The sequence below is a fragment of the Tateyamaria sp. LSS28 genome, from assembly GCF_059611725.1.
Genome location: NZ_JCAPFI010000001.1, coordinates 716,754 through 739,210, shown reverse-complemented (window position 1 = coordinate 739,210; position 22,457 = coordinate 716,754). Strand labels below are relative to the sequence as shown.

22 protein-coding genes are annotated in these 22,457 nt (G+C 60.9%); 10 read left to right on the top strand and 12 right to left on the bottom strand.

All coding sequences use genetic code 11. The annotated features are described in order from the left end of the window. Nucleotides 1–4 precede the first annotated feature (4 nt). Genes AC53L6_RS03710 through pcaF form a run of 3 tightly spaced genes read right to left on the bottom strand, consistent with a single transcriptional unit; the run spans nucleotide 5 to nucleotide 2,650 of the window. On the bottom strand, nucleotides 5–469 hold the full coding sequence (locus AC53L6_RS03710; RefSeq protein WP_496906848.1) for a DUF3291 domain-containing protein: 465 nt from the start codon (nucleotides 467–469) through the stop codon (nucleotides 5–7). After that, complete coding sequence (gene paaA / locus AC53L6_RS03705) at nucleotides 466–1,443, bottom strand: 1,2-phenylacetyl-CoA epoxidase subunit PaaA (RefSeq protein ID WP_496906847.1); 978 nt, start codon at nucleotides 1,441–1,443, stop codon at nucleotides 466–468. Before paaA ends, AC53L6_RS03710 begins: the two co-directional genes overlap by 4 nt. Nucleotides 1,444–1,447: 4 nt before the next feature. Further along, nucleotides 1,448–2,650: a 3-oxoadipyl-CoA thiolase gene (gene pcaF / locus AC53L6_RS03700; RefSeq protein WP_496906846.1), complete on the bottom strand. Its 1,203-nt coding sequence runs from the start codon at nucleotides 2,648–2,650 to the stop codon at nucleotides 1,448–1,450. Nucleotides 2,651–2,821: 171 nt separating this feature from the next. On the opposite strand from pcaF, the gene AC53L6_RS03695 reads away from it, so the two are divergent. The 3 genes from AC53L6_RS03695 to AC53L6_RS03685 all read left to right on the top strand — a co-directional run bounded on the left by AC53L6_RS03695 (nucleotide 2,822) and on the right by AC53L6_RS03685 (nucleotide 6,895). Then, nucleotides 2,822–5,005, top strand: coding sequence for a dehydrogenase E1 component subunit alpha/beta (locus AC53L6_RS03695; RefSeq protein ID WP_496906845.1), 2,184 nt, complete (start codon nucleotides 2,822–2,824; stop codon nucleotides 5,003–5,005). Nucleotides 5,006–5,096: 91 nt separating this feature from the next. Next, entirely contained in the window at nucleotides 5,097–6,131 is a 1,035-nt protein-coding gene (locus AC53L6_RS03690; protein WP_496906844.1) for a zinc-dependent alcohol dehydrogenase, read from the top strand. Then, nucleotides 6,128–6,895 carry an SDR family NAD(P)-dependent oxidoreductase gene (locus AC53L6_RS03685; RefSeq protein ID WP_496906843.1) on the top strand — a complete coding sequence of 256 codons (768 nt, stop codon included), beginning with the start codon at nucleotides 6,128–6,130 and terminating at the stop codon, nucleotides 6,893–6,895. The genes AC53L6_RS03690 and AC53L6_RS03685 overlap by 4 nt, the downstream gene beginning before the upstream one ends. On the opposite strand, the gene AC53L6_RS03680 is transcribed toward AC53L6_RS03685, so the two are convergent. From AC53L6_RS03680 to AC53L6_RS03660, 5 genes are all read right to left on the bottom strand, one after another. Further along, nucleotides 6,892–7,674 carry a citryl-CoA lyase gene (locus tag AC53L6_RS03680; RefSeq protein WP_496906842.1) on the bottom strand — a complete coding sequence of 261 codons (783 nt, stop codon included), beginning with the start codon at nucleotides 7,672–7,674 and terminating at the stop codon, nucleotides 6,892–6,894. The genes AC53L6_RS03685 and AC53L6_RS03680 overlap by 4 nt on opposite strands. After that, entirely contained in the window at nucleotides 7,671–8,864 is a 1,194-nt protein-coding gene (locus tag AC53L6_RS03675) for a CaiB/BaiF CoA transferase family protein (protein WP_496906841.1), read from the bottom strand. Before AC53L6_RS03675 ends, AC53L6_RS03680 begins: the two co-directional genes overlap by 4 nt. Continuing rightward, complete coding sequence (locus tag AC53L6_RS03670; RefSeq protein WP_299548136.1) at nucleotides 8,857–10,371, bottom strand: tripartite tricarboxylate transporter permease; 1,515 nt, start codon at nucleotides 10,369–10,371, stop codon at nucleotides 8,857–8,859. Before AC53L6_RS03670 ends, AC53L6_RS03675 begins: the two co-directional genes overlap by 8 nt. Before the next feature lie 4 nt (nucleotides 10,372–10,375). Further along, the gene (locus tag AC53L6_RS03665) at nucleotides 10,376–10,870 is read right to left on the bottom strand and encodes a tripartite tricarboxylate transporter TctB family protein (protein ID WP_496906840.1); all 495 of its coding nucleotides are present in this window, start codon (nucleotides 10,868–10,870) and stop codon (nucleotides 10,376–10,378) included. 142 nt (nucleotides 10,871–11,012) lie between these two features. Then, nucleotides 11,013–11,996 carry a Bug family tripartite tricarboxylate transporter substrate binding protein gene (locus AC53L6_RS03660; protein ID WP_299203074.1) on the bottom strand — a complete coding sequence of 328 codons (984 nt, stop codon included), beginning with the start codon at nucleotides 11,994–11,996 and terminating at the stop codon, nucleotides 11,013–11,015. Between the two features lie 104 nt (nucleotides 11,997–12,100). Here AC53L6_RS03660 and AC53L6_RS03655 point away from each other — a divergent pair, with 104 nt between their 5' ends. The 7 genes from AC53L6_RS03655 to AC53L6_RS03625 all read left to right on the top strand — a co-directional run bounded on the left by AC53L6_RS03655 (nucleotide 12,101) and on the right by AC53L6_RS03625 (nucleotide 18,841). Continuing rightward, on the top strand, nucleotides 12,101–12,766 hold the full coding sequence (locus AC53L6_RS03655) for a response regulator transcription factor (RefSeq protein ID WP_299203635.1): 666 nt from the start codon (nucleotides 12,101–12,103) through the stop codon (nucleotides 12,764–12,766). Beyond that, nucleotides 12,756–14,111 (top strand): sensor histidine kinase, encoded by a 1,356-nt coding sequence (locus tag AC53L6_RS03650; RefSeq protein WP_496906839.1) that lies wholly within the window; start codon nucleotides 12,756–12,758, stop codon nucleotides 14,109–14,111. Before AC53L6_RS03655 ends, AC53L6_RS03650 begins: the two co-directional genes overlap by 11 nt. Further along, complete coding sequence (locus AC53L6_RS03645) at nucleotides 14,090–15,091, top strand: ABC transporter substrate-binding protein (RefSeq protein ID WP_496906838.1); 1,002 nt, start codon at nucleotides 14,090–14,092, stop codon at nucleotides 15,089–15,091. Before AC53L6_RS03650 ends, AC53L6_RS03645 begins: the two co-directional genes overlap by 22 nt. Before the next feature lie 60 nt (nucleotides 15,092–15,151). Next, the gene (gene maiA, locus AC53L6_RS03640) at nucleotides 15,152–15,796 is read left to right on the top strand and encodes a maleylacetoacetate isomerase (RefSeq protein ID WP_496906837.1); all 645 of its coding nucleotides are present in this window, start codon (nucleotides 15,152–15,154) and stop codon (nucleotides 15,794–15,796) included. A gap of 13 nt (nucleotides 15,797–15,809) precedes the next feature. Then, a complete protein-coding gene (locus AC53L6_RS03635; protein WP_496906836.1) occupies nucleotides 15,810–16,760 on the top strand; it encodes an MBL fold metallo-hydrolase in 951 nt (316 codons plus the stop codon). A gap of 345 nt (nucleotides 16,761–17,105) precedes the next feature. After that, nucleotides 17,106–18,656 carry an FAD-dependent oxidoreductase gene (locus AC53L6_RS03630; RefSeq protein ID WP_496906994.1) on the top strand — a complete coding sequence of 517 codons (1,551 nt, stop codon included), beginning with the start codon at nucleotides 17,106–17,108 and terminating at the stop codon, nucleotides 18,654–18,656. Continuing rightward, nucleotides 18,656–18,841, top strand: a complete 186-nt coding sequence (locus AC53L6_RS03625; RefSeq protein ID WP_496906835.1) for a DUF2783 domain-containing protein — start codon at nucleotides 18,656–18,658, stop codon at nucleotides 18,839–18,841. Before AC53L6_RS03630 ends, AC53L6_RS03625 begins: the two co-directional genes overlap by 1 nt. Here the strand turns inward: AC53L6_RS03625 and AC53L6_RS03620 are convergent. The 4 genes from AC53L6_RS03620 to ilvD are packed head-to-tail and all read right to left on the bottom strand — an operon-like array spanning nucleotide 18,838 to nucleotide 22,437. Continuing rightward, nucleotides 18,838–19,209, bottom strand: a complete 372-nt coding sequence (locus tag AC53L6_RS03620; protein WP_496906834.1) for a hypothetical protein — start codon at nucleotides 19,207–19,209, stop codon at nucleotides 18,838–18,840. The two genes, AC53L6_RS03625 and AC53L6_RS03620, sit on opposite strands and share 4 nt — an antisense overlap. A gap of 13 nt (nucleotides 19,210–19,222) precedes the next feature. After that, nucleotides 19,223–19,996, bottom strand: coding sequence for a DUF6478 family protein (locus AC53L6_RS03615; RefSeq protein WP_299600599.1), 774 nt, complete (start codon nucleotides 19,994–19,996; stop codon nucleotides 19,223–19,225). Between the two features lie 49 nt (nucleotides 19,997–20,045). Further along, entirely contained in the window at nucleotides 20,046–20,693 is a 648-nt protein-coding gene (locus AC53L6_RS03610) for a hypothetical protein (protein WP_496906833.1), read from the bottom strand. Further along, on the bottom strand, nucleotides 20,674–22,437 hold the full coding sequence (gene ilvD, locus AC53L6_RS03605; protein ID WP_496906832.1) for a dihydroxy-acid dehydratase: 1,764 nt from the start codon (nucleotides 22,435–22,437) through the stop codon (nucleotides 20,674–20,676). The genes AC53L6_RS03610 and ilvD overlap by 20 nt, the downstream gene beginning before the upstream one ends. Nucleotides 22,438–22,457 lie beyond the last annotated feature (20 nt).

Sequence of the window (22,457 nt, the reverse complement as noted above, 5' to 3'; positions counted from 1 at the left end):
CGCGTCACCCCGCTGCCATAGCGCAGCGGCGCCATGCTGATGAATCGACTGCGTCCCAGCCAAAGGCATCTTCAGTTGATCCATGTTCCCTCAGATGTGCCAATCGCTCCATAGCTTCTGTCAGCGTGGGGATATGTCCGTCCGGCACGTTCCACATGACAAAGTGAGGCGTTTTCATCGGCACAAACCAATTCGTGCCCTTCTCGTAAAACCGCGCGTGCAGCGTGTTGAACACATAGTGCCCAAGGCTCGGCACATCGTCCCACACCGACATGTTTGCAATCATCTCTGTATCGCCTGGAACGGCAATATCGGTCGCGTTCCCGCTGTCCGACTGCAGCCGCCAGACAAAGCCCGGGCTGCGTTCCGCCATCGCGTTCATGCGATCGAGGTTGTGCATGAACTCCGCCATGCGCGGATCTGCTGTTGGATAGCGAGCATACCCCACATTGAGTTGAGCCAGTTTCATTCCGCCGCCACCTTTGCTGCCCGTTTCTTGGCCGCGTGCGCCAGTCGCGCCTCGCGCACCCACGCGCCATCATCCCAGGCCTTCTGCCGCGCTTCGATCCGTTCAACCGAACAGGGGCCGTTGCCCTTCAGCACGTCAAAGAACTCGGACCAATCCGGTTCGGCAAAGTCATAGCCGCCCTTGTCTTCGTTCCAGGTCAGCGTCTCATCCGGAATCGTCAGACCCAGATACTCGGCCTGCGGCACCGTCTGATCGACGAATTTCTGGCGCAGCTCGTCATTGGAATTCATCTTGATCTTCCAGGCCATCGACTGTTCGGAATGCACGCTTTCCTTGTCCGACGGGCCGAACATCATCAGGGACGGATACCAGAACCGGTTCAGTGCATCCTGCGCCATCCGCTTTTGCGCCTCAGTCCCGTTCGCCATCTTCATCATAATGTCGAAGCCCTGGCGTTGATGGAACGATTCCTCCTTGCAGATACGCACCATCGACCGGGCATAGGGCCCATAGGACGTGCGCTGCAACGGCACCTGATTCATGATCGCCGCGCCATCGACCAGCCAACCCACAGCGCCCATATCCGCCCATGTTAGGGTCGGATATGAGAAGATCGACGAGTATTTCATCCGTCCATCCAACAGCATCTCGGTCAGCTCATCGCGGCTCACTCCCAGCGTCTCGGCCGCGCAGTACAGGTACAGGCCATGCCCCGCCTCGTCCTGCACCTTCGCGAGCAGGATTGCTTTGCGCTCCAGCGTGGGTGCACGGGTGATCCAGTTGCCTTCGGGCAGTTGGCCCACGATCTCGGAATGGGCGTGCTGGCCGATCTGGCGGATCAGCGTCTTGCGGTAGCCTGCAGGCATCCAGTCTTTCGGCTCGATCTTGTCTCCCGCATCTATCCGCGCCTGAAAGGCGGCCAGCTTCTCGGGATCGTCCTGCGTCGCTTCGGATTTGATCATCTGTGCATACATCGTCTCAAGCCCTTTCGAGTATCATGGCAACGCCCTGCCCCACGCCCACACACATCGTGCATAGCGCATAGCGGCCACCGGTCCGTTTCAGTTGATAGGCGGCGGTCATCACCAACCGTGCACCCGACATCCCCAAAGGATGCCCAATCGCAATGGCACCCCCCTGCGCGTTCACCCGAGGATCATCATCCGCCACACCAAGGCTGCGCAGCGTCGCCAAGCCCTGCGAGGCAAACGCCTCATTCAATTCAATCACATCCATCTGATCGACGGTCAGTCCCACGCGCTTCAGCACTTTCTCGGACGCAGGCACCGGCCCAATGCCCATCACGCGGGGTTCAACTCCGGCAGCACACATCCCGACAATGCGCGCCATGGGCACCAGTCCCTGCGCCTCAGCCGCCTTGGTCGAGGCGATCAGCATCGCCGCTGCACCGTCATTTACGCCCGACGCATTGCCTGCTGTCACGGTCAGCTCTGGACCATTGATGCCACGCAACCCCGCCAGCTTCTCGACGGACGTGCCGGGACGCGGGTGCTCATCCGTATCGACAACAAGCGGGTCGCCTTTGCGCTGCGGGATGGTCACCGGCGCAATCTCTTCAGCAAAGGCTCCCGTTTCATGCGCGGCTGCCCACCGCGTCTGCGACCGCGCGGCAAAGGCATCCTGAGCCTCACGCTCGACCTGCCAATCGGCAGCTACGTTGTCGGCAGTCTGCGGCATGGAATCGATTCCATACTCCGCCTTCATCTTCGGGTTCACGAACCGCCACCCGATGGTCGTGTCATAAACCTGATTGGCTCGGCTGAACGCAGCTTCCGCCTTCGGCATGACAAAGGGCGCGCGGCTCATGCTCTCAACGCCTCCAGCGATAACAACATCCATGTCGCCCGCCTTGATCCCGCGCGCTGCAAAGCCCACAGCGTCCATGCCCGACGCGCATAAGCGGTTCACCGTGATGCCCGGCACATCCACAGGCAGACCCGCCAACAACCCAGCCATCCGCGCGACGTTGCGATTATCCTCACCCGCCTGATTGGCACAGCCCATGACGACATCATCGACACTCGCCCAATCCATGTCCGGGTTGCGCGCCATCAGCGCCGCGATAGGAGCCGCTGCCAAATCATCGGCGCGAACGCCGGACAAAGCACCGCCGTAACGCCCAATGGGCGTGCGCTGCGCATCACAAATCCATGCGTCCATGAAACTCCTCCTATTTGGAAAATAGAGCGTGCGGCGATTCCGATCAATGATAAATGTTACACTTGTATGTGCAGTGATCGAAATTTCGTAACGCTTTCTCGCAGCCACTGGACCATTCCGCATGTGCGCTGTTCTATGCGGGCATCGACCTCAACCACATCGGATCACCCCATGGATCGCGCCGCCATCGTTCACGACAACTTCCACCGGCGGCTCAAGGCCAATAACCTGCCAAGCGGCAGCGGTGCGGGCGACATGGATGCCGAAACGCTTCTGACCCTCTATCGTGCGCAATGCCTGTCCCGGCAACTCGACCGCACCAGCCGTGCGATGCAAAAGGCAGGGCAGGGGTACTACACCATTGGCTCAAGCGGGCACGAAGGAATGGCGGGCGTTGCGCACGCGTTGCGTCCCACCGACATGGCGTTCCTGCACTACCGCGATGCCGCGTTCCAGATCGCGCGCGCCGGTCAGGTGCCTGACCAGGATCCCACATGGGACATCCTGCTCAGTTTTGCGGCCTCTGCCGAGGATCCGATGTCCGGTGGCCGTCATAAGGTGCTCGGGTCCAAGGCGCTGAACATCCCGCCGCAGACCTCGACCATTGCCAGCCACTTGCCCAAGGCGGTCGGAGCAGCCTACTCCATCGGCCTCGCCAAACGGCAACGTCCGGAGCATGCGCATCTACCTGACGATAGCCTTGCCATGTGCTCATTCGGGGATGCGTCGGCCAACCACTCCACGGCGCAAGGGGCGATCAACACGGCGTGTTGGACAAGTTTCCAAAACGCACCTCTGCCGTTGCTGTTCGTGTGCGAGGACAACGGCATCGGCATCTCGACGTCCACACCATCCGGTTGGATTGCTGCCAACTTCTCGGCCAAGCCGGGTCTCAAATATTTCTTTTGTGATGGTTTGAACGTCGCTGAAACAGCACGGATTGCCGCCGAGGCGGCTGCCTTTGTCCGCCGCCAAAAACGACCCGCGTTCCTGCATATACGCACCGTCCGACTATATGGGCACGCCGGTTCCGACGTCGAAGCCACCTATCGTGCCAAGGCCGACATCGAAGCTGATGAGGGTAACGACCCGCTCCTCCACTCCGCGCGCCTTCTCCGCGATAGCGGGACCGCCACGCCAGAGGAGGCACTGGCGCTTTACGAACAGATCGGGGCGGAGTGCGAGGACCTCGCCGCAAAGGCCACCAAGCGTGCGCGTTTGCAAACCGCCGCAGATGTCAGCGCAAGCCTGATCCCCCCAGAGCGCAAATGTGAAACTACAAACGGGCCTTCTGTCGAACAACGCGCACAGGTCTTCGGCACCGATCTGCGCAGCAGCGAAGACCCACAGGTGATGAGCAAACTCATCTCGTGGGCGCTCACCGACCTGATGCTCGAACATCCCGAAGTCGTCATGGCGGGTGAGGACATAGGTAAAAAGGGCGGCGTCTATGGTGCTACGCAAAAGCTGCAAGCCCGCTTCGGCCCGCACCGCGTCATCGACACCCTGCTTGACGAACAATCCATCCTCGGCCTTGCCATCGGCATGGCGCATAACGGATTTGTTCCGATCCCCGAAATCCAGTTCCTCGCCTACCTCCACAACGCCGAGGATCAGCTCAGAGGCGAAGCTGCCACACTCCCCTTCTTTTCGAACGGCCAATACACCAACCCCATGGTCCTGCGCATCGCCGGCCTTGGCTACCAACGCGGGTTCGGCGGGCATTTCCACAACGACAATTCCTTGGCGGTTCTGCGTGACATCCCGGGCCTCATCATCGCCTGCCCGTCGCGCGGTGACGACGCGGCCAAGATGCTGCGCGAAGCCGTCCGCCTTGCGCGCGAGGAACAGCGGGTCGTGGTCTTTGTTGAACCTATCGCCCTCTATCCCATGCGCGACCTGCACGCTGAGGGCGACAAGGGATGGATGTCGGTCTACCCCGCCCCCGACGAGCGGATCGCGCTGGGCGAAGTTGGGGTCAGCGGTACCGGCGCCGATCTTGCCATCGTGACCTATGGCAATGGGCGCTACCTGACTGAACAAGCGGCTGAACGATTGCGCTCAAGCGGCATAAACACCCGTGTCATCGACATGCGCTGGCTCGCGCCCCTTCCAGAAGCGGCGCTGATCGAACAGGCCAAGATGTGTGGCGCGACCCTGATCGTTGATGAATGCCGTCGCACGGGCAGCCAATCCGAAGCACTCATGGCGCTCTTTTCCGAGGCTGGCATCACCAATTTCGCCCGCGTCACGGCCGAAGATTGCTTTATCGCCACCGGCCCTGCCTACGCCGCGACGCTGCCTTCCGCCGACGGGATTGTGGACGCCGCCAAGGCCCTGTTCTCCAAGTCCTGAGATTCCGGTTTCACGAAATTCGCCCGTGCTCTTGATCGCGTGTTTCAATCCGGTCCAATGTCCCGGCAAAACAGGGAGAGAGGACAGGGACATGACGCATCAGGCGGCCTTTTACCGTGGCGAAAAACGCTTTTCTGTTGAGGCGGTGGAGACACCCGCACCTGGCCCCGGCCAGGTACAGATCGACGTCGCATATTGCGGAATCTGTGGAACGGATCTGCACATCTACCTTGGCCACATGGACCCACGGGTAGGTTTCGAACGGACCATCGGGCACGAGATGTCCGGCGTTGTCTCTGCCGTTGGTGAGGGCGTTGGCGGGTTCGCACCGGGCCAACGCATTGTCGTCCGCCCGCTCGACCACTGTGGCGATTGCCCTGCCTGCAATGCCGGTCACCAGCACATCTGCCACAATCTGAAATTCATCGGCATCGACAGCGATGGTGCGTTCCAGCAAAAATGGAACGTCCCCGCCCATACTGTGCACATTCTGCCCGACGATCTGAACCTCGCTCACGCAGCCCTGATCGAGCCTCTTGCTGTGGCCGTCCACGACGTGGACCGGGGCAAGGTGCAGCCGGGCGAAGACGTGCTTGTTATCGGCGGCGGCCCCATTGGTATGCTTGTTGCAATGGCCGCGCGCGATGCGGGTGCCAGTGTCACAGTGGCCGAAATCAACGACAACCGCCTCGCCTTCGCGCAAAAGATCGGGTTCACAACGATGGACCCCAAAACCACCGATGTCGCCAAGGCCATGCACGAGGCGACAGACGGCAAGGGCGCCGATGTTGCCTTCGAAGTCTCTGGCAGCCAACCGGGTGTCGACCTGATGACTGCCGCTGCCGCCACACGTGGACGTATCGTTATGGTCGCCATCCACGCCACCAAACCGCAGATCGACATGTTCCAGTTCTTCTGGCGCGAGCTCGACCTGATCGGTGCCCGAGTCTACCGACCCGAGGACTATGACAAGGCCATGGACCTGCTCGCCAAAGGCGTCGTCGATTGTGATGCCTTTATCACCGACATCCAGGGGCTGGACGACATCGAAGGCGCGTTCAAAACGCTCACCGAAAACCCCAATGCCATGAAATCCATGATCCGGGTCACGGAGGGGCTGCAATGAACGTTCGCAACTCCTTCGACCTGTCTGGCAAAACCGCCCTCGTAACAGGCGCAAAACGCGGTATAGGACGCGGCATGGCCGAGGCGCTGGCCGAAGCCGGGGCCGACATCATCGGTGTCAGCGCAACACTCGCCCCCGGTTCGGACGTCCAACAACGCATTGAAGCCATGGGTCGCACATTCACACCATACTCTTGCGACTTTTCGAACCGTGCAGCAGTCAAAGCTTTCGCCGCGCAGGTCCTCACAGATCACCCGCAGATCGACATCCTGATCAACAACGCCGGCACCATCCTGCGCACCCCCGCCGCCGAACATCCCGACGACATGTGGGACAAAGTGATCGAGGTGAACCTGAACGCGCAGTTCATCCTCACCCGCGAGGTCGGCAAGACCATGGTCGAACGCGGGTCGGGCAAGGTCATCTTCACCGCCTCCCTGCTCACCTTCCAGGGCGGGATCACGGTGCCCGGCTATGCAGCCTCGAAGGGCGGGATCGGCCAACTCACCATGGCCTTTGCCAATGAATGGGCAGGCAAGGGCGTGAACGTGAACGCCATCGCCCCCGGCTATATCGACACCGACAACACCGAAGCGCTGCGCAATGACCCGGTTCGCTCCAAGTCTATACTAGAACGTATCCCGGCGGGCCGTTGGGGCAAACCAGAAGACTTCAAAGGTCCCGCTGTCTTCCTCGCTTCGGACGCGTCAGCCTATATGCACGGCCATGTCATGTTGGTCGATGGCGGCTGGATGGGCCGCTAGTCTTCAATGGGATTAGGACCGGTATACGTCCAGCGATAGCTCGGCGGGGTCGGTCCCTTGTTCCGGCCTCCCTGCTGCTGTTGCTCCCATGCGTGCGAGAGAATGCCGACGGACCGGGAAAGGCAGAACAGCCCTCGTGCCAAAGGTGCGGGAAAGCCTAGCTCGGCAAAAATAACAGCCGTCGCACCGTCGATATTCATGGGCACCGGCTTGCCTTTTTCTGCGGCAAGAACCGCCTCAATACTGCGCGCCACCGTAACATAGTTGCCAGATACGACACTGTATGTTTTGGCCTCATCAACCAGCGCCAAAAGCCTTGGTGCGCGCGGATCGACCGGCTTGTGAAATCGGTGGCCGAAACCTGGAATAAACGGCCCATGCTCCGCACGCCACGCATCAAGAACCTCGGCCAAGGGGGCATCGCTGGCATCAATACGACAGTACAACTCAACCGCCTGCTCACCAGCGCCACCATGTACATCATCCAGCATGTTCACGGCCGAGGCCATTGCCCCGTTCAGGCTTAAACCACAAGTCACGGCCATCCGCGCCGCCGCAATTGACGGGGCTTGCGGCCCATGATCCACAGCGGCGACCAAGGCCGCTTCGAACAGTTTCGCCTGTGCCTCGGACGGCATGTCGCCCCGCGTCATCAACCAGATCATTTGCGGAAAGCTCACCGCGCCAATCAGGTCCTCAATCGGATGTCCGCGCAGCCGGATCTGACCGGGTGCCATGTCGATGATGTCGGTGGACCACCAATCCGAAACGTCACTCATATCGCCTCCTTGTCGGTCAGGTCCGCAATGTCTTGGTTGCTCAGACCCAGTGCGCGCCAAATTTCGTGCGCATGTTCCCCAAGCTGTGGCGGCGGGGTGGGCACCGTCAGCGGTGCACCATTCAGCTTGACCCCTGTATTCACCACCTCGATATCGCGCCCCACCCCCGGTACGTCCGGGTAGCGCGACATCAGCCCACGGTCTGCAATCTGTGGATGGGACAACACCTCTGGCACCGACATTACTGCGCCTGCGGGAACACCGATGGCGTTCAATGCTTGCGCAAGATCAACTGCAGTCCATTCCAAAAGCGCCGCCTCGATCTCTGTGCGCAGCACCATACGGTTCCGTTTTCGATCTTCTCGTGTGTTGTATTCGGCCCGGTCGCGCAGTTCATCCAAACCAAGGAAGTCTGTCAGCAACATCCACTGCTCATCCTTGTTGGCCGCGATGTTGATCAGCCCAAGGCCGGTTTCAAATGTGCCGGATGGGGCGGACGTCGGATTCTCGTTCCCGTTTGCGCGTGGCTCCACCCCAGCGATGACATGGTTGGACACAACCCACCCCATGGTGGCCAGCACGCTTTCCAGCATCGAACAATCAATAAACGTCCCGCGGGGACGGGCATTGAGGGCGGAAGCGACGGCAAAGGCTGCCGTCATCCCGCCCACCGTATCTGCCACCGGATAGCCCACGCGCAGGGGTGCGCTGGAGTCATCGCCGGTGATCGACATGATGCCGGATACACCTTGCACGATCTGGTCATAGGCGGGTCGATCCACCCAAGGACCGTCCTGTCCAAACCCGGAAATCGCGCAATAGATGAGATCAGGCTTGCGCTCCTTCAACACCTCGTACCCCAGCCCCAATCGGTCCATGACGCCGGGGCGAAAGTTCTCGACCACCACGTCGGCGGTCTCGACGAGCCTTAGGAACAGCGCCTTTCCTTCTACATGTTTGAAGTTCACCGTGACCGATTTCTTGCCGGCATTCTGGGCAAGGAAAGACACCCCCATCCCTTTCGCATTCAGCGCGGGATCGGCACCCAGTTGCCGGGCAAGGTCCCCACGACCGGGGGCCTCGACCTTGATCACTTCGGCGCCCATATGGGCCAGTTGGTGGCAACAGAACGGCCCCGCCAGGACGTTGGTCAGGTCAAGGACCCGGACCCCGTCCAGCGGTTTAGTCACCGTCCGCCACCCCCCGCGCCCGCAGACGCGCACGGCGTGCACGGTAGCTGGGCAAGATCACCAGAAGCGCTGCAATGACCAGCAGGCCCAGCGTCATGGGCCGTTCCCAGACAAAGCTGACGCCATCATACAACTGCATCGAGCGAGAGAAGTTGTCCTCAAGCATACCACCAAGGATGAAACCGATCAGCAGCGGGGCCAGCGGGTAGTCGGCAAAACGCAGGATCGTGGCGCAGATGCCGAAGCCGACGAGCAGCAGAAGCTCCGTCGCGTTGTTCTGCCCGATATACGCCCCCATCAGCGTGAAGAAGAGGATGAAGGGGATCAGGAAGTTGCGCGGCACTGCGAGGATTTTTGCAATGTAGGGGATCAGCGGCAGGTTCAGGATCAGCAGGACGAGGTTGCCGATATACATCGAGATGATGACAGCCCAGAAAATCTGCGGATCGTCCACCATCAGGCGTGGGCCGGGTGTGACGTTCAGCGCGATCAGTGCACCTAGCAAGATGGCGGTGGTGCCGGAACCGGGGATGCCGAGCGTCAGGAGCGGCACGAACGACCCAGTGCACGCGGCATTGTTCGCTGTCTCAGGGGCGGCGAGGCCCTTGATGGATCCCTTGCCGAACTCCTGCTTTTCCTTTTCGGGTGCGATGTTGCGTTCGACCGCGTAGCCGAGGAAGGACGCGATGGTCGCTCCGGCCCCCGGTAGCACGCCGATGAAGAAGCCCTGCAGGGACTGACGACCGATGACTGGGGCGATGGACCTGGCTTCGTCCCGTGTGATCCGAAGATCCTTGATGTCGCCGGACTGGCCGGACTTGGAACGGTTCGGGTCCATCACGAGGTAGAGCGCCTCGGGCAAGGCGAACATCGCCATGGCAAGAGTGATGAAGGCGAACCCGGATTGGAGGTCCATCAGCCCCATGGTGAAGCGTGGCATGTTGAACAGCGCGCCTTCGCCCACGGTTGCCATGATGAGGCCCAGCAGGGTCATCATGATCGCTTTGGCGACCTGACCCGTACCCGCGAAGGCGGCGATGGCCGACAGGCCGACGACCATCAACGCGAAGTATTCGGCGGAGTGGAACAGGAGCGCGACCGACGACAGCATCGGCGCAAAGATCATCAGCAGGATCGCCCCGATTGAGCCGCCGCAGAAGGATGCGATGGCGGCGATGGTCAGTGCCTTGCCCGCCTTGCCGTCGCGGGCCATTGGGTAGCCATCGAAGCTGGTCGCGACGGTGCCTGCAACCCCCGGCGCGTTGAGCAGGATGGAGGACGTCGAGCCGCCGAAAATGGCGCCGTAGTAGACACCCGCCAGCAGGATAAGCGCGGCCGACGGATCGCCCAAAGAGATGGCGACCGGGATCATGATGGCGATGATCGACATCGGGCCAAGGCCCGGCAACATGCCGATGAACGTGCCGATCAGACAGCCGCCGATGACCATAAGCAGGTTCTGGATGGAGAAGGCCGTTTGCAGGCCGATCAGGATACCTTCGAGCATGGTCTTAGATCCCCATGAATGCGGGTAGGGGGCGCAGGAAGATGCCAAGCACCACCTGCACCAGATACCAGACGATGCCGGTGGCAAGGCCCGCGGTCACGATCATTGCGATCCACCGACGTTCGCCAAGGATGACGGAACCCATGACCAGGAAGCCGACCGTAGCGATGACGAAACCGGCGGGGCGCAGCAGCAGGGCGTAAGCAACCATGAGACCGAGGAGCAGACCGGCCTGACCCAGCTTGAATTCGCGGAGTTGGCGGTAGACGATGACGGAGGGATTTTCCTCGCGCGGTTTGTCGCCTTTTTCCAAGCCAAGAACGATGACCAGGCCAACGAGGATACCCAGAATGCTGAGTACCTTCGGGAAGGTCGAGGGCCAGATGGGATTGCGCTGCATGAAGGGGGCAAGGCTGCCGTCCATCGTGAACCACGCGGCGTAGCCGTAGGCGGCGAAAATGCCCAAAAGGATCAGTCCGATCCAGCGATCCAGTGCCATGATATCCCCCCGATTGATCTGTCCCCGCGGGGACAACTCTGATTCCATTGAGAAAAAGGGTTAATTTTACTTAATTTTAACGGTTTAGCCCCCCATGGGGCAGGTGCGGAGCGTGTTCGCTCCGCACCAAAGGCGCTTCAGATCAGAGGAAGCCGAGCTTCTTCATCAGGTCGCCAATGACCTGTTCCTGATCTTCGAGGAACGCTTTGAACTCGTCCCCGTTGTTGTGGATGTTGACCCAGCCGTTGCGCGCGCGCACGGTTTCCCATTCGGGGGTGTCATACATCTTGGTCAGTGCGTCCTGATACATCGCCACCTTGTCTTCGGGCAGGCCGGGGGCACCGAAGAACCCACGCCAGTTCACGAACTCGGTGTCGATCCCTTGTTCCTTCATGGTCATGGCATCCGGGGCTGCGTCCACGCGCTCGGGTGCTGTCACGCCGATGATTTTGACCTCACCCGCGTTGGCCAGATCAACCGCTTCGGAGAAGCCGGTGGAGAGCGCCGCGATTTCGCCCGACAGCAGCGCCGCCATGGCTTTGCCACCCGCATCGTAGGGGATGTACTTCACGCCCAGCGCATCCTTGCCCGCGGCTTCCATCACCATGGCTGCAACCAGGTGGTCCATGCCACCGGGAACCGAGCCGCCGCCGATGGCAGTGCTGTTCGGATCTGCGTCATAGGCTGCCAGCAATTCTTCCATCGAATTGATGGGGCTGTCTTTGCCCACGACCATCGCAGCGTAGTCACCAATGGTGCCTGCAACGAGCGTCAGGTCACGGAAGTTGTGCGGGAACACGCCCGTCAGCGAGCGGATCACGATAGGGGTCGAGTTGACCATCAGCGTGCCGTGGTTGCTTTCCGCGTTTTCGATCAGATAGCCGATGGCTTTGCCGCCGCCGCCGCCCGACATGTTTTCAAAGGATGCGGTGCCCACAAGGCCTGCGCCGGTCAGCGCCTCGCCTGTGCCGCGGGCAGTGCCGTCCCAACCACCACCGGCGCCGCCGGGGATCAGGAAGTGGATGCTGTCAACGACCTGGTGGCCGTCTGCAATTGCTGCGCCGCCCAGGCCAAATGCCATAGCTGCGCCAAGCAGGGCCCTGCGGCCCATTTGGAACGTTTTCATGATGTCCTCCCATTTGACTTCACGCGTTTTCACGCGAATGCTGCCCTGAAAACATGCGAACCTGACATAAACCTGTCATGGCGGCGCAGTTCTGGGCGGATTGGATGAAATACCTGCTGATTGAGGACAATGCAGAACTGGCGGGTGCACTTTGTACCCGGATGCGCTTGGATGGGCACGTGATTGACCATGCCGCGACATTGTCCGAGGGATCAGACTTTTTGCGTGTCGGAGAGTACGATCTGATCCTGCTGGATATTATGCTGCCCGACGGCGACGGTCGCGTGTTTCTGGAGCGTCACCGCGCGCAAGAGGATGACACGCCTGTCATTGTCCTGACAGCGCGATCCGAAGTGTCGGACCGTGTGAGCATGTTGGACCTTGGGGCCGATGATTACCTGACCAAGCCCTTTGACCACGCTGAATTGCAGGCCCGCTGCCGCGCCGTTCTGCGCCGTCGCACGGGGTCGGCGCAGACTGTCATTCGCCGGGGCAATGCTGCGCTGGACCCGGTGGCATCCGTTTTGACCATTGGTGGGCAGAATGTGACCCTTCGCAATCGCGAGCTGCGTTTGCTGGAGCTGTTTATGAACGCGCCCGGCCAGATCTTTTCCAAGGACAAGCTGGTGGATCGGCTGTTTTCCTATGACGGGACGGTAACCGAGAACGCGATCGAGGTTTATGTGGGCCGGTTGCGCAAGCATCTGGAGCCATCGAGCCTGACCATTTCGACCCATCGGGGTTTGGGGTACCGGTTGGATGAGGCGTAGCGCGACATCCTTGCGGCGGCGGCTGACCTGGACCCTGATTGGGGGCGCCACGCTGTTGGCTGTTCTGTTTTTCCTTGTTGTGCGCACCTATGCCCAGCAGATCGCGCAGCAAAGTCAGGATCGGATTCTTGAGGCGTCCTTGACGTCTTTGATGGATGCGGCGGTGGTGCGCGATGGGGAGATCGAAGTGGATGTCCCCTATGCCGCCTTTGCCATGTTGGATACGGCGGCCGATGACCGTGTGTTTTATGCCGTACATCAGGGGGATGCGTTGCTGACCGGTTATGACGGGTTGGCGGAGGGTCCTTTTGATCCGACGGTGGGGCTGGATTTTCAGACGCAAGCGTTTGGTGGGGCAGAGGTGCGACGTGCAACGTTGACCCGTGCTTTGCCTGCGGGTCCTGCGCCCGTGTTGCTGACCGTGAGCGTGGCCCAGACGCGCGATAGTCTGGCCGGGACGCTTTGGGCGATTTCGGTGAATGCGGCGCTGTTTGGTGGGGCGTTTTTTGTCTTGGCGGCGGGCATGGCGTTGTGGACTTCGCGGTCGACGGTGCGCCCCCTGAGCCAGATGGCTGAAGCTGTGGCGCGGCGGGGTCCCCGTGATTTGCGCCCTGTGGTGCGCCCGGTGCCGACCGAGTTGTCGCCCTTGGTCACATCGTTGAATTCACTGATGACCCGGCTGAGCCATTCGCTGACCCAATCCGAGACATTCATTGCCGAGGCCGCGCATCGGGTGCGGACGCCTTTGGCCACTGTGCGCACCCATGCCGAAGCGACGCTGATGCGCGTGGACAAGGACGAGAACCGCGCCGCCTTGCGATCCATGATCCGCGCGATTGACGAGAGCAGCAGGGCAGCGGGACAGTTGCTGGACCATGCCATGGTTACCTTTCGCGGGGACCAGTTGGAGCGGCGGCAGATTGATCTGGTCGGCATCTGTCGGGAGCTGGTGGACCGGCTGACGCCCGTGGCCGAGATGAAGGACCTGGAATTGGTGCTGATTGCCGAGGGACTGGTCGAGGTGCAGGGTGATCCTATTCTGATCCAGAATGCGGTGCGCAACCTGATTGACAACGCGCTGAAGTATTCCCCGCCCGAAGGGGTGGTGCGGATCGAGGTGCAGCGCGATCCGGTCGCCGTTGTTGTGTGTGACGAAGGTGGCGGGTTTCCTGCCGAGCAGATGGCGGAGCTGTCGCAGCGTTTTCAGCGCGGTGCGAATGCAGGCGATACGGTGGGTTCTGGTTTGGGTCTGACCATCGCGCAGGATGTGGCCGAAGCCCATGGCGGGCGGCTGGGACTGGCGAACTTGGATGAGGGTGGGGCATGCGCAACTTTGTATCTGTGATCCTGTGCCTTTGGGCGGGTGCGCTGGCCGCGGCAGAGCTGGAAGACCGCCAGATGTTTCACGGCGAGGACGGTGTGACATTGCGCGTGTTGTCGAGCACGGACACGGATATTTTCGCGCCTATTGTCGAGGGGTTTATCGCCCGCAATCCGTCCGTTTCGGTGGACTATGCCGTTGCGGGGTCAGCGGACATTCTGACCTTGATTGCGGATTGCGGTGATTGCTTTGACGTGGTGATTTCGAGCGCCATGGATTTGCAATTGAAGCTGGCGAATGACGGGCTGGCGCGCCGCTTGCCAGGCTTGGCGCAACAGGGCGGGTCGCAGTGGCGGCAAAGCGTGTTTGGTTTCACGCTGGAACCTGCGACCGTGGTACTGAACCGCGCAGCGTTCAAAGGGCGCCCACTGCCCAGCACGCGGCAGGAGTTGATCGAAGCACTGCGCGCGGACCCAGAGCATTTTCGTGGGCGGCTTGGCACTTACGATGTGCGTCTGTCCGGCCTTGGGTATTTGTTCGCCACGCAGGATGCCCGCGCGTCCGAGACGTTTTGGCGGCTGATGGAGGTGTTCGGGAACTTGGATGCGCAGCTTTATTGTTGTTCGGGCGATATGATTGACGACTTGGCCTCGGGTGAATTGTTCGTGGCCTATAATGTGCTGGGAAGCTACGCGTCGACCCGACCCGAGACGCTGGACACGGTCACAATCATCACGCCCGAGGATTTTGCCACGACGATGATGCGTACAGCGCTGGTGCTGGACAGCACGGATGTGGGCGGCGCGGCTGAGGCAATGGTGTCTTACCTGACGTCCGGGGCTTGGGCGGCGCAGGATCGGCCCGGCTTTCCCTTGCCATCGATTGGGGATGCGGATGCACAGGTGCTGAACGTCGTCAGCCTTGATCCCGGTTTGCTTGTCTACCTGGACCGGTTGAAACGCGAGCTGTTTCTTGAGGCGTGGTCGTCGGCGCTGCTGCGCTGAGGCTTGTTGGTTACAAAATCAACAGTTACCGATGCGACGACTTTGGCAACGGACACTTACATGACTGCCCCTTTGACCCTGTACAGCTATTGGCGTTCGACAACGTCCTACCGTGTACGTGCGGCCCTGAACCTCAAGGGTGTGCCGTTTGAAACGGCGCCCGTAGACCTATTGGCCGGGGTGCAGAAGAGCGCAGAATATGCAGAGATCAACCCCGGCAGAGGCGTGCCGACGTTGGTGTTGGAGGATGGGTCGGTGCTGACGCAGTCGTTGGCCATTCTGGACTATATCGACGCGCGTTGGCCTGAACCTGCACTGCTGCCCACCGATCCGCTGGTGCGGGCACGGGTGCAGGCGGCGGCCCATACCATTGCCGTGGATGTGCACCCGGTGAACAACCTGCGCGTCGTGACCCATCTGCGAGATGCCTATGGCGCGGACACGGACGGCGCGATGGATTGGATGCGGCACTGGATGGTCGAAGGTTTCATGGCCTTCGAGACGCTGGTGCAGGACGACACACCCTTTGCCTTTGGACACGCGCCTGACCTTGCCGATCTGTGCCTTGTGGCGCAGGTTTACAACGCGCATCGCTGGGGGGTGGATGTGACCCCCTTTCCCAAAGTACAGCGGATCGAGGCGGCCTGTCTGAACGTGCCCGCCATTGCCGCCGCCCATCCCGACCAACAACCCGACGCTTCCTGAAAGGACCTGATACATGGCCAAAGCCTTCGCCTCTCAAGGCGACATGACCGAAAAAACGATCACCTTTGACGAGATCGGAGAGGGTCTATGGGCCTTTACCGCCGAGGGCGATCCGAATTCAGGTGTGATCATCGGCGATGACAGCGTGATGATTGTCGAGGCGCAGGCGACCCCGCGTCTGGCCGAGAAGGTGATTGAGAAGGTGCGCGGCGTGACCGACAAGCCGATCAGCCATGTGGTGCTGACCCATTATCACGCCGTGCGCGTGCTGGGGGCGTCGGCCTATGGCGCCGATCAGATCATCATGTCGGACATGGCGCGTGGCATGGTGGCCGAGCGGGGGCAGGAGGATTGGGACAGCGAGTTTCAGCGTTTTCCGAGGCTCTTTGAGGGGCACGAGAGCATTCCGGGGCTGACATGGCCCACGACGACGTTTTCGGAGTCTATGACGGTCTACCTCGGGTCGCGCCGGGTGGACATCAAGCATCTGGGCCGCGCCCATACGGCGGGGGATGCTGTGATCCATGTGCCGGATCAGAACGTGATGTTTACGGGTGACATCGTTGAGTATCACTCGGCCTGTTATTGCGGGGATGGATACTTTGGTGATTGGGGTGGGACGCTGGATGCGATCAAAGCATATGACGTTGATGCCATTGCGCCGGGGCGCGGCGATGCGCTTGTGGGGTCCGAGATGGTGAACAAGGCCATTGAGAGCACACGGGATTTTGTCGATAGCACCTACCGCCCGGCAGCACGGATCGCGGCGCGCGGCGGGTCGTTGAAAGAGGCTTGGGATGCGGTGCGCGCCGAATGCGATCCGAAGTTCAGCGACTATGCCATCTATGAACACTGCCTGCCATTCAACGTCGCCCGCGCCCATGACGAGGCCCGTGGCATTGCGCATCCGCGCATCTGGACGGACAAGCGGGATATCGAGATGTGGGAGGCGTTGCAGGGGTGAGTTGGGCTGTGATCCTTGGGTGGACTTCTGGCGCAACCGGTTTTTGCGCGTGGATTCTTTTCTTTTTTCATGCAGCGCCACTACTTACAATTGGTTCGAGGGCGACACTTGAAACGCCGCGGGATTACCCCCGGAATTCGAAGATTGCGGCAAGTACTTGGGGATACATCTTTGCCACCGTGTTTCGATCAAGGGTGGGGCGGCTTAGCGTGGTGTCGGCTGTCCTGGCGCTCGTCCTTGCAATGGCAAGTTACTTGGTAAGCCAGATCGGGGCCTGACGTGATCAAGCAACGCTATAAAACTCAATTCCAGCTCTACCCGTACGCCCCTGTTTCAGCGCAGACGATGCCGGCGCAACGGCACCCCGTTGTGATTGTCGGCGGAGGACCTATCGGCATGGCACTGGCCCTCGACCTTGGCCGCAAGGGCACGCCGGTGCTGGTGTTGGATGACCATGACGGTGTGGGTCAGGGCAGTCGGGCGATTTGTTTTGCCAAGCGGACGTTGGAGATCGCCAATCGGTTGGGCGCTGGGCAGCGCATGATCGACAAGGGGGTTGTCTGGAACGTGGGGAAGGTCTTTCACGGTGAGGACCGCGTGTTTCAGTTCAACCTGCAACCCGAGGACGGGCATCGCTGCCCGGCGTTTATCAATCTGCAGCAGCCCTATTTCGAGAAGTTTCTGGTCGATGAGATTCGGGTGGCGCAGAGCGAGGGCGCGCCGATTGAGATACGTGGGCGCAACGCTGTCACCGCGATGGATCAGCGGGACGATCACGTTCTGTTGGATGTGGACACGCCCGATGGTCCTTATCAGATCGAAGCCGAGTGGCTGATTGCCTGTGACGGCGCGCGGTCGCCGGTGCGGGACATGATGGGGTTGAGCTTTGACGGGCGGGTATTCGAGGACAATTTCCTGATTGCTGACGTCAAGATGACCGCCGATTTCCCGACCGAGCGGTGGTTCTGGTTCGAGCCGCCGTTCAAAGATGCGGGGCAGTCGGCGCTGCTCCATAAGCAACCTGACGACATCTGGCGCATCGACTTTCAGCTTGGGTGGGACATCGACCGTGAGAAGGAGCTGAAGGAAGAGAACATTCGCGCCCGCGTCGATGCGATGCTGGATGAAGGGGCGGAATATGAGTTGGAGTGGACCTCGATCTACACCTTCCAGTGCCGGCGGATGCAGGAGTTTCGGCATGACCGCGTGATCTTTGCCGGGGACAGCGCGCATCAGGTGTCGCCGTTTGGCGCGCGCGGGGCGAATAGCGGGGTGCAGGATACGGACAATCTGGCGTGGAAGCTGGATTTCGTGATCCGAGGCTTGGCGCCCGAGGCGCTGCTGGACAGCTATTCGGAGGAGCGGGTGCATGGGGCGGATGAGAATATTCTGAACTCCACCCGAGCGACCGATTTCCTGACCCCCAAAAGCGAGATCAGCAAGGTGTTCCGCAATGCGGTGCTGGAACTGGCGCGGGATCATCCCTTTGGCCGGCCCTTGGTGAATTCGGGGCGGTTGTCGGTGCCGTGTGTGTATGACGGGCTGTCACTGAATGGACCGGATATGCTGGACGGGCCGGAACGGACTCGCGTTGGGACGCCCGCGGTGGATGCGAAGCTGGGCGAGACCTATTTGCTGGATCGGTTGCCGGGTGAGTTCACGCTGCTTTGCGTTGATGTGCCTGCGCCGGACATTGACGAGGTGGACGGCGTGCCACTGACCCATCTGGGCTTGACCGCCCGAGGCAATCCGTTTCTGAAAGAGCGTTACCTGGGCGATGCGAGGGGTGCGGTGTACCTGTTCCGTCCGGATCAACATGTTGTGGCGCGGTGGCCAGAGGCGTCTGCGGAGGATGTGGCGGTGGCGATGCGCATCGCATTGGGAAAGGGCGCGTGATGGACTTGAACCTTGAGCCGAACATCGCGGACCCGGATGGGTTCTATGACGAGCTGCTGGCGGTGCATCAGGGGCTGAGCAAGGAGGAGAGCGACGCCCTGAACGCGCGGCTGATACTGATCCTTGCCAATCACGTTGGGGATCGGGAGGTGTTGAACGCCGCGTTGAAGGCGGCGCAGCGTTAGCTGGTTTCGACGCAGTGGCGGCGAAAGGCGCGTTTGAGCATGTCGAGCTCTTCGCGCAGAAGGGCAACTTCGCCCCGGATATCGTCGCCCAGGGCCTCACCCGCGATAAGGGTGAAATGGCCCAGCTTTTCGTCGTCGGTCGCATCGGCGATAACAAAGACCTGCACACCGTCGGCAATTGCCTCGGCCGGGACGGGCACCTGCAACAGCCATTGCCCGTCTTCGTCCTGCTCGGTGACTTGCACGTCGGGGACATCGTTGTTCAGGTGGGTCACCTTGATCTGGGGCACGCCGGTGCCGTTCTGCTGGATCAGTCCCTGCCAGATCCCATAGCGCATCTTGGTCGGTGTGAGGGTCAGAGTGCTCATCGCTTCCCTTTCATCACAAGGCGGCGCGGGGGCGGCGCGAGAAGGTGAGGTCACGCAGAGTGACCTGGTTCATTTCGGGGCCTTCAAAGATCAGGTCGATCCAGGCCCGTTCGACCCGCTTTTCGTTCAACTTGGAATAAGCAAGATCGAATTCGACCGTGACGTCCTCTTGATTGAGGGGCAGTTCGCGCACGATCTGTTCGGTGTTGGGACCATGGCGCACGTTGAGACGGGCAAAGATTTCGAGCGGTTTTTCCATCTCGACAATCGTGTTCATGCCCAGAAGATGGTTCTTGGTCAGCCCTTTGACCGCATCCTCGGGTAGATCGATCACGAGCGACAGGAACGAGCCGTCGAATTTGAAGACATCAAGACGCACGCCATAGGGGGCCAGATCCTCTTCGCGCAGGTTACGAAGCTGGCGGAGGGTCAGTTCACTGAAAGCGCAGTCGTGGAACAGCGTAACCTCGTTGCCGAGCATCGATTTCGTCTGGACCGACGACATGCCCGGGCTGGGCAGCGAACCACGCCAAAGTTCAGGGCGCCACGCCCAGTCCGCGTTGTGCGGACGGGGGAAGGCGGTGGAGCCGATGGCGGGTAGGGCCAACCGTTCATCGGCGCGGTGGATCAGACGGTCAAGATGACTGCGCAACAGTCGTGCGGCTGAGCGCAGTCCGCGCAACTCGGAAACATGCGCATCATTGGCGTTGCGGGCTGCGCGTGCCCAACGACGCACCGTATGACGGTGCGTGACCCTGTCCAGGAATGAGATGCGGTTGCCTGCCATATGCCCCTGCGCCGGTTCTCTTGCCGGTAGTTTATCTATGCCAAAGGTTTCACTCAAATAAACCCGCGAGAAACCCCTTGCCTACCGGTTTCGGCGTTTGCGTTGCAGAATTGTCCTGCAGTGCAATGGCGGCGACGATGGATTGTTCCTGCGTTTGCTCGACCGTTTGGATCAGCAGATCGGGTGCAACATTGCCCAAATCCGCTTCGTCGGCCTTTTGATACAGCGTAAGGCCAATCACCCGATCGCCAATCCGGGTCGCGCCACGCCAGTAGGTGTCGCGCATGTCAGCGCTGGGTGGCTTGCCCTTGACCTGAACAAGGGCGAGCGGCGCGTCATCAATGCGTTGAATCACAGATTCCGTGGTGCTGTCGAAGGCCGATGTGCTGATTTGTGTCGTACCGTTGGCCATGACGGTAGTGGCCGTGATGATGGCGAGCGGGGCGTCTGTCGTGAGCCTACCGCCCAACGCGTCACAGCGCGCCATGAGTGCAAAATTCTGGCGCAGGCTGCGCTTGTCCACGCAGAAGCCTGGTGGTGGCACCAAACGTACCTTGCCGTCCGCCAGTCTAGCGCTGCTGAGTGCAAGGTTTTCACCCGTCGCGCCGCCAAGGTTGAGCCCTGCGAAATCTTCGCAAGCCGCAAGACCGAAAAGCAGCGCGCCGAGCAGGAGACCCTTAGAGGTCCCAGTATTCATGCCGTTCCGCCTTGGCACCCGGATGCGTGACCGCGCCCTTGTATGTCTCGCCCACAAGCTGCGCGTATTTCCACAGCGCACCCGAGGCATAGATGGTTTCGCGCGCGCCGGACCAGGCGGCCTTGCGTTCCGCCAATTCTTCGTCCGAGAGGTCAACATTGATCGATCCTTCGATCGCGTTGATGGTGATCACGTCCCCGTCTTTCAGCAATGCGATGGGACCGCCATGGGCCGCTTCGGGGCCAACGTGGCCGATGCAGAAGCCGCGTGTTGCGCCCGAGAAGCGGCCATCGGTGATCAGCGCCACCTTCTTGCCCATGCCCTGACCAGACAAGGCTGCGGTGGTTGCCAGCATTTCGCGCATGCCGGGGCCGCCAGACGGTCCTTCATTGCGGATCACGAACACGTCGCCTTCTTCGTAGGTGCGGTTCTGGACCGACTCAAAGGCATCCTGCTCGCATTCGAACACGCGCGCAGGGCCTGTAAAGATTTGGTGCTGCGCTTCCATGCCTGCGACCTTAACGATGGCGCCTTCGGGGGCCACGTTGCCTTTCAGGCCCACAACGCCGCCCGTTTTGGTGATCGGGTTTTCGATGGGGTAGATCACACGCCCGTCGGCTTCGAGGCTGATCTTGTCCAGCTCTTCGCCGATGGAGTTGCCGGTGGCGGTCATGCAATCCTCGTGGATCAGGCCCGCTTTGCGCAGTTCCTTCATCACCACATAGATGCCGCCCGCTTCGTACATGTCCTTGGCGACGTATTGGCCGCCCGGTTTCAGGTCGACGAAGTAAGGGGTGTCGCGGAAAATTTCGCACACGTCATCGAGGTAGAAATCGATCCCTGCCTCGTGCGCCATGGCGGGCAGGTGCAGACCGGCGTTGGTGGAGCCGCCCGTGCAGGCAACCACGCGGGCCGCGTTTTCGAATGCCTGCCGTGTGCAGATGTCACGCGCGCGGATGTTCTTTTCGATCAGGTTCATGACCGCGGCACCGGAGGCTTCGGCGTATTGGTCGCGGCTCTCGTAAGGTGCAGGGGCCCCGGCAGAGTTGGGCAGCGCAAGGCCGATCGCTTCGGACACACAGGCCATGGTGTTCGCGGTGAACTGGCCGCCGCAGGCCCCGGCAGAGGGGCAAGCGACGCGCTCAAGCACGTCCAGTTCCGCCTCGGTCATGGTGCCGTTTTGCTGGTGGCCAACCGCTTCGAACATGTCCTGCACGGTCAAGTCGCGGTTGGCATATTCCGCGGGCACCTTGGCGCCGACGGGCGCACGGCCCGGCAAGATCGACCCACCATAGAGGAAGACGGACGGCACGTTCAGACGGATCATCGCCATCATCATACCCGGCAAGGATTTGTCACAACCTGCAAGTCCGACAAGGGCGTCGTAGCAGTGGCCACGCATGGTCAGCTCAACAGTGTCGGCGATAGCCTCGCGGCTGGCCAGCGAAGACCGCATGCCCTCGTGCCCCATGGCGATGCCGTCGGTGACGGTGATGGTGGTGAATTCGCGGGGCGTGCCATCGGCTGATTTTACACCCATCTTCACCGATTGTGCCTGACGGTTCAGGGCGATGTTGCAGGGGGCTGCTTCGTTCCAGCATGTGGCCACGCCGACGAGCGGTTGGTGAATCTCATGCTCGGTCATACCCATGGCATAGTAGTAGGACCGGTGCGGCGCGCGCGCGGGCCCTTCGGTCACGTGCCGGCTGGGTAGCTTGGACTTATCGAACTTGCCTTTAAGCATCTGGCGTCTCCCCTGAAAGC

Bases quoted from the DNA above. Each gene is read 5' to 3' on its own strand.
- AC53L6_RS03670 (WP_299548136.1), bottom strand. From the start codon at position 10,371: ATGCTCGAAGGTATCCTGATCGGCCTGCAAACGGCCTTCTCCATCCAG.
- AC53L6_RS03655 (WP_299203635.1), top strand. From the start codon at position 12,101: ATGAAATACCTGCTGATTGAGGACAATGCAGAACTGGCGGGTGCACTT.
- AC53L6_RS03610 (WP_496906833.1), bottom strand. From the start codon at position 20,693: ATGAATACTGGGACCTCTAAGGGTCTCCTGCTCGGCGCGCTGCTTTTC.
- AC53L6_RS03685 (WP_496906843.1), top strand. From the start codon at position 6,128: ATGAACGTTCGCAACTCCTTCGACCTGTCTGGCAAAACCGCCCTCGTA.
- maiA (WP_496906837.1), top strand. From the start codon at position 15,152: ATGACTGCCCCTTTGACCCTGTACAGCTATTGGCGTTCGACAACGTCC.
- ilvD (WP_496906832.1), bottom strand. From the start codon at position 22,437: ATGCTTAAAGGCAAGTTCGATAAGTCCAAGCTACCCAGCCGGCACGTG.
- AC53L6_RS03665 (WP_496906840.1), bottom strand. From the start codon at position 10,870: ATGGCACTGGATCGCTGGATCGGACTGATCCTTTTGGGCATTTTCGCC.
- AC53L6_RS03710 (WP_496906848.1), bottom strand. From the start codon at position 469: ATGAAACTGGCTCAACTCAATGTGGGGTATGCTCGCTATCCAACAGCA.
- paaA (WP_496906847.1), bottom strand. From the start codon at position 1,443: ATGTATGCACAGATGATCAAATCCGAAGCGACGCAGGACGATCCCGAG.
- AC53L6_RS03620 (WP_496906834.1), bottom strand. From the start codon at position 19,209: ATGAGCACTCTGACCCTCACACCGACCAAGATGCGCTATGGGATCTGG.
- AC53L6_RS03690 (WP_496906844.1), top strand. From the start codon at position 5,097: ATGACGCATCAGGCGGCCTTTTACCGTGGCGAAAAACGCTTTTCTGTT.
- AC53L6_RS03645 (WP_496906838.1), top strand. From the start codon at position 14,090: ATGCGCAACTTTGTATCTGTGATCCTGTGCCTTTGGGCGGGTGCGCTG.
- AC53L6_RS03615 (WP_299600599.1), bottom strand. From the start codon at position 19,996: ATGGCAGGCAACCGCATCTCATTCCTGGACAGGGTCACGCACCGTCAT.
- AC53L6_RS03660 (WP_299203074.1), bottom strand. From the start codon at position 11,996: ATGAAAACGTTCCAAATGGGCCGCAGGGCCCTGCTTGGCGCAGCTATG.
- AC53L6_RS03630 (WP_496906994.1), top strand. From the start codon at position 17,106: ATGCCGGCGCAACGGCACCCCGTTGTGATTGTCGGCGGAGGACCTATC.
- AC53L6_RS03680 (WP_496906842.1), bottom strand. From the start codon at position 7,674: ATGAGTGACGTTTCGGATTGGTGGTCCACCGACATCATCGACATGGCA.
- AC53L6_RS03695 (WP_496906845.1), top strand. From the start codon at position 2,822: ATGGATCGCGCCGCCATCGTTCACGACAACTTCCACCGGCGGCTCAAG.
- AC53L6_RS03635 (WP_496906836.1), top strand. From the start codon at position 15,810: ATGGCCAAAGCCTTCGCCTCTCAAGGCGACATGACCGAAAAAACGATC.
- AC53L6_RS03650 (WP_496906839.1), top strand. From the start codon at position 12,756: ATGAGGCGTAGCGCGACATCCTTGCGGCGGCGGCTGACCTGGACCCTG.
- pcaF (WP_496906846.1), bottom strand. From the start codon at position 2,650: ATGGACGCATGGATTTGTGATGCGCAGCGCACGCCCATTGGGCGTTAC.
- AC53L6_RS03625 (WP_496906835.1), top strand. From the start codon at position 18,656: ATGGACTTGAACCTTGAGCCGAACATCGCGGACCCGGATGGGTTCTAT.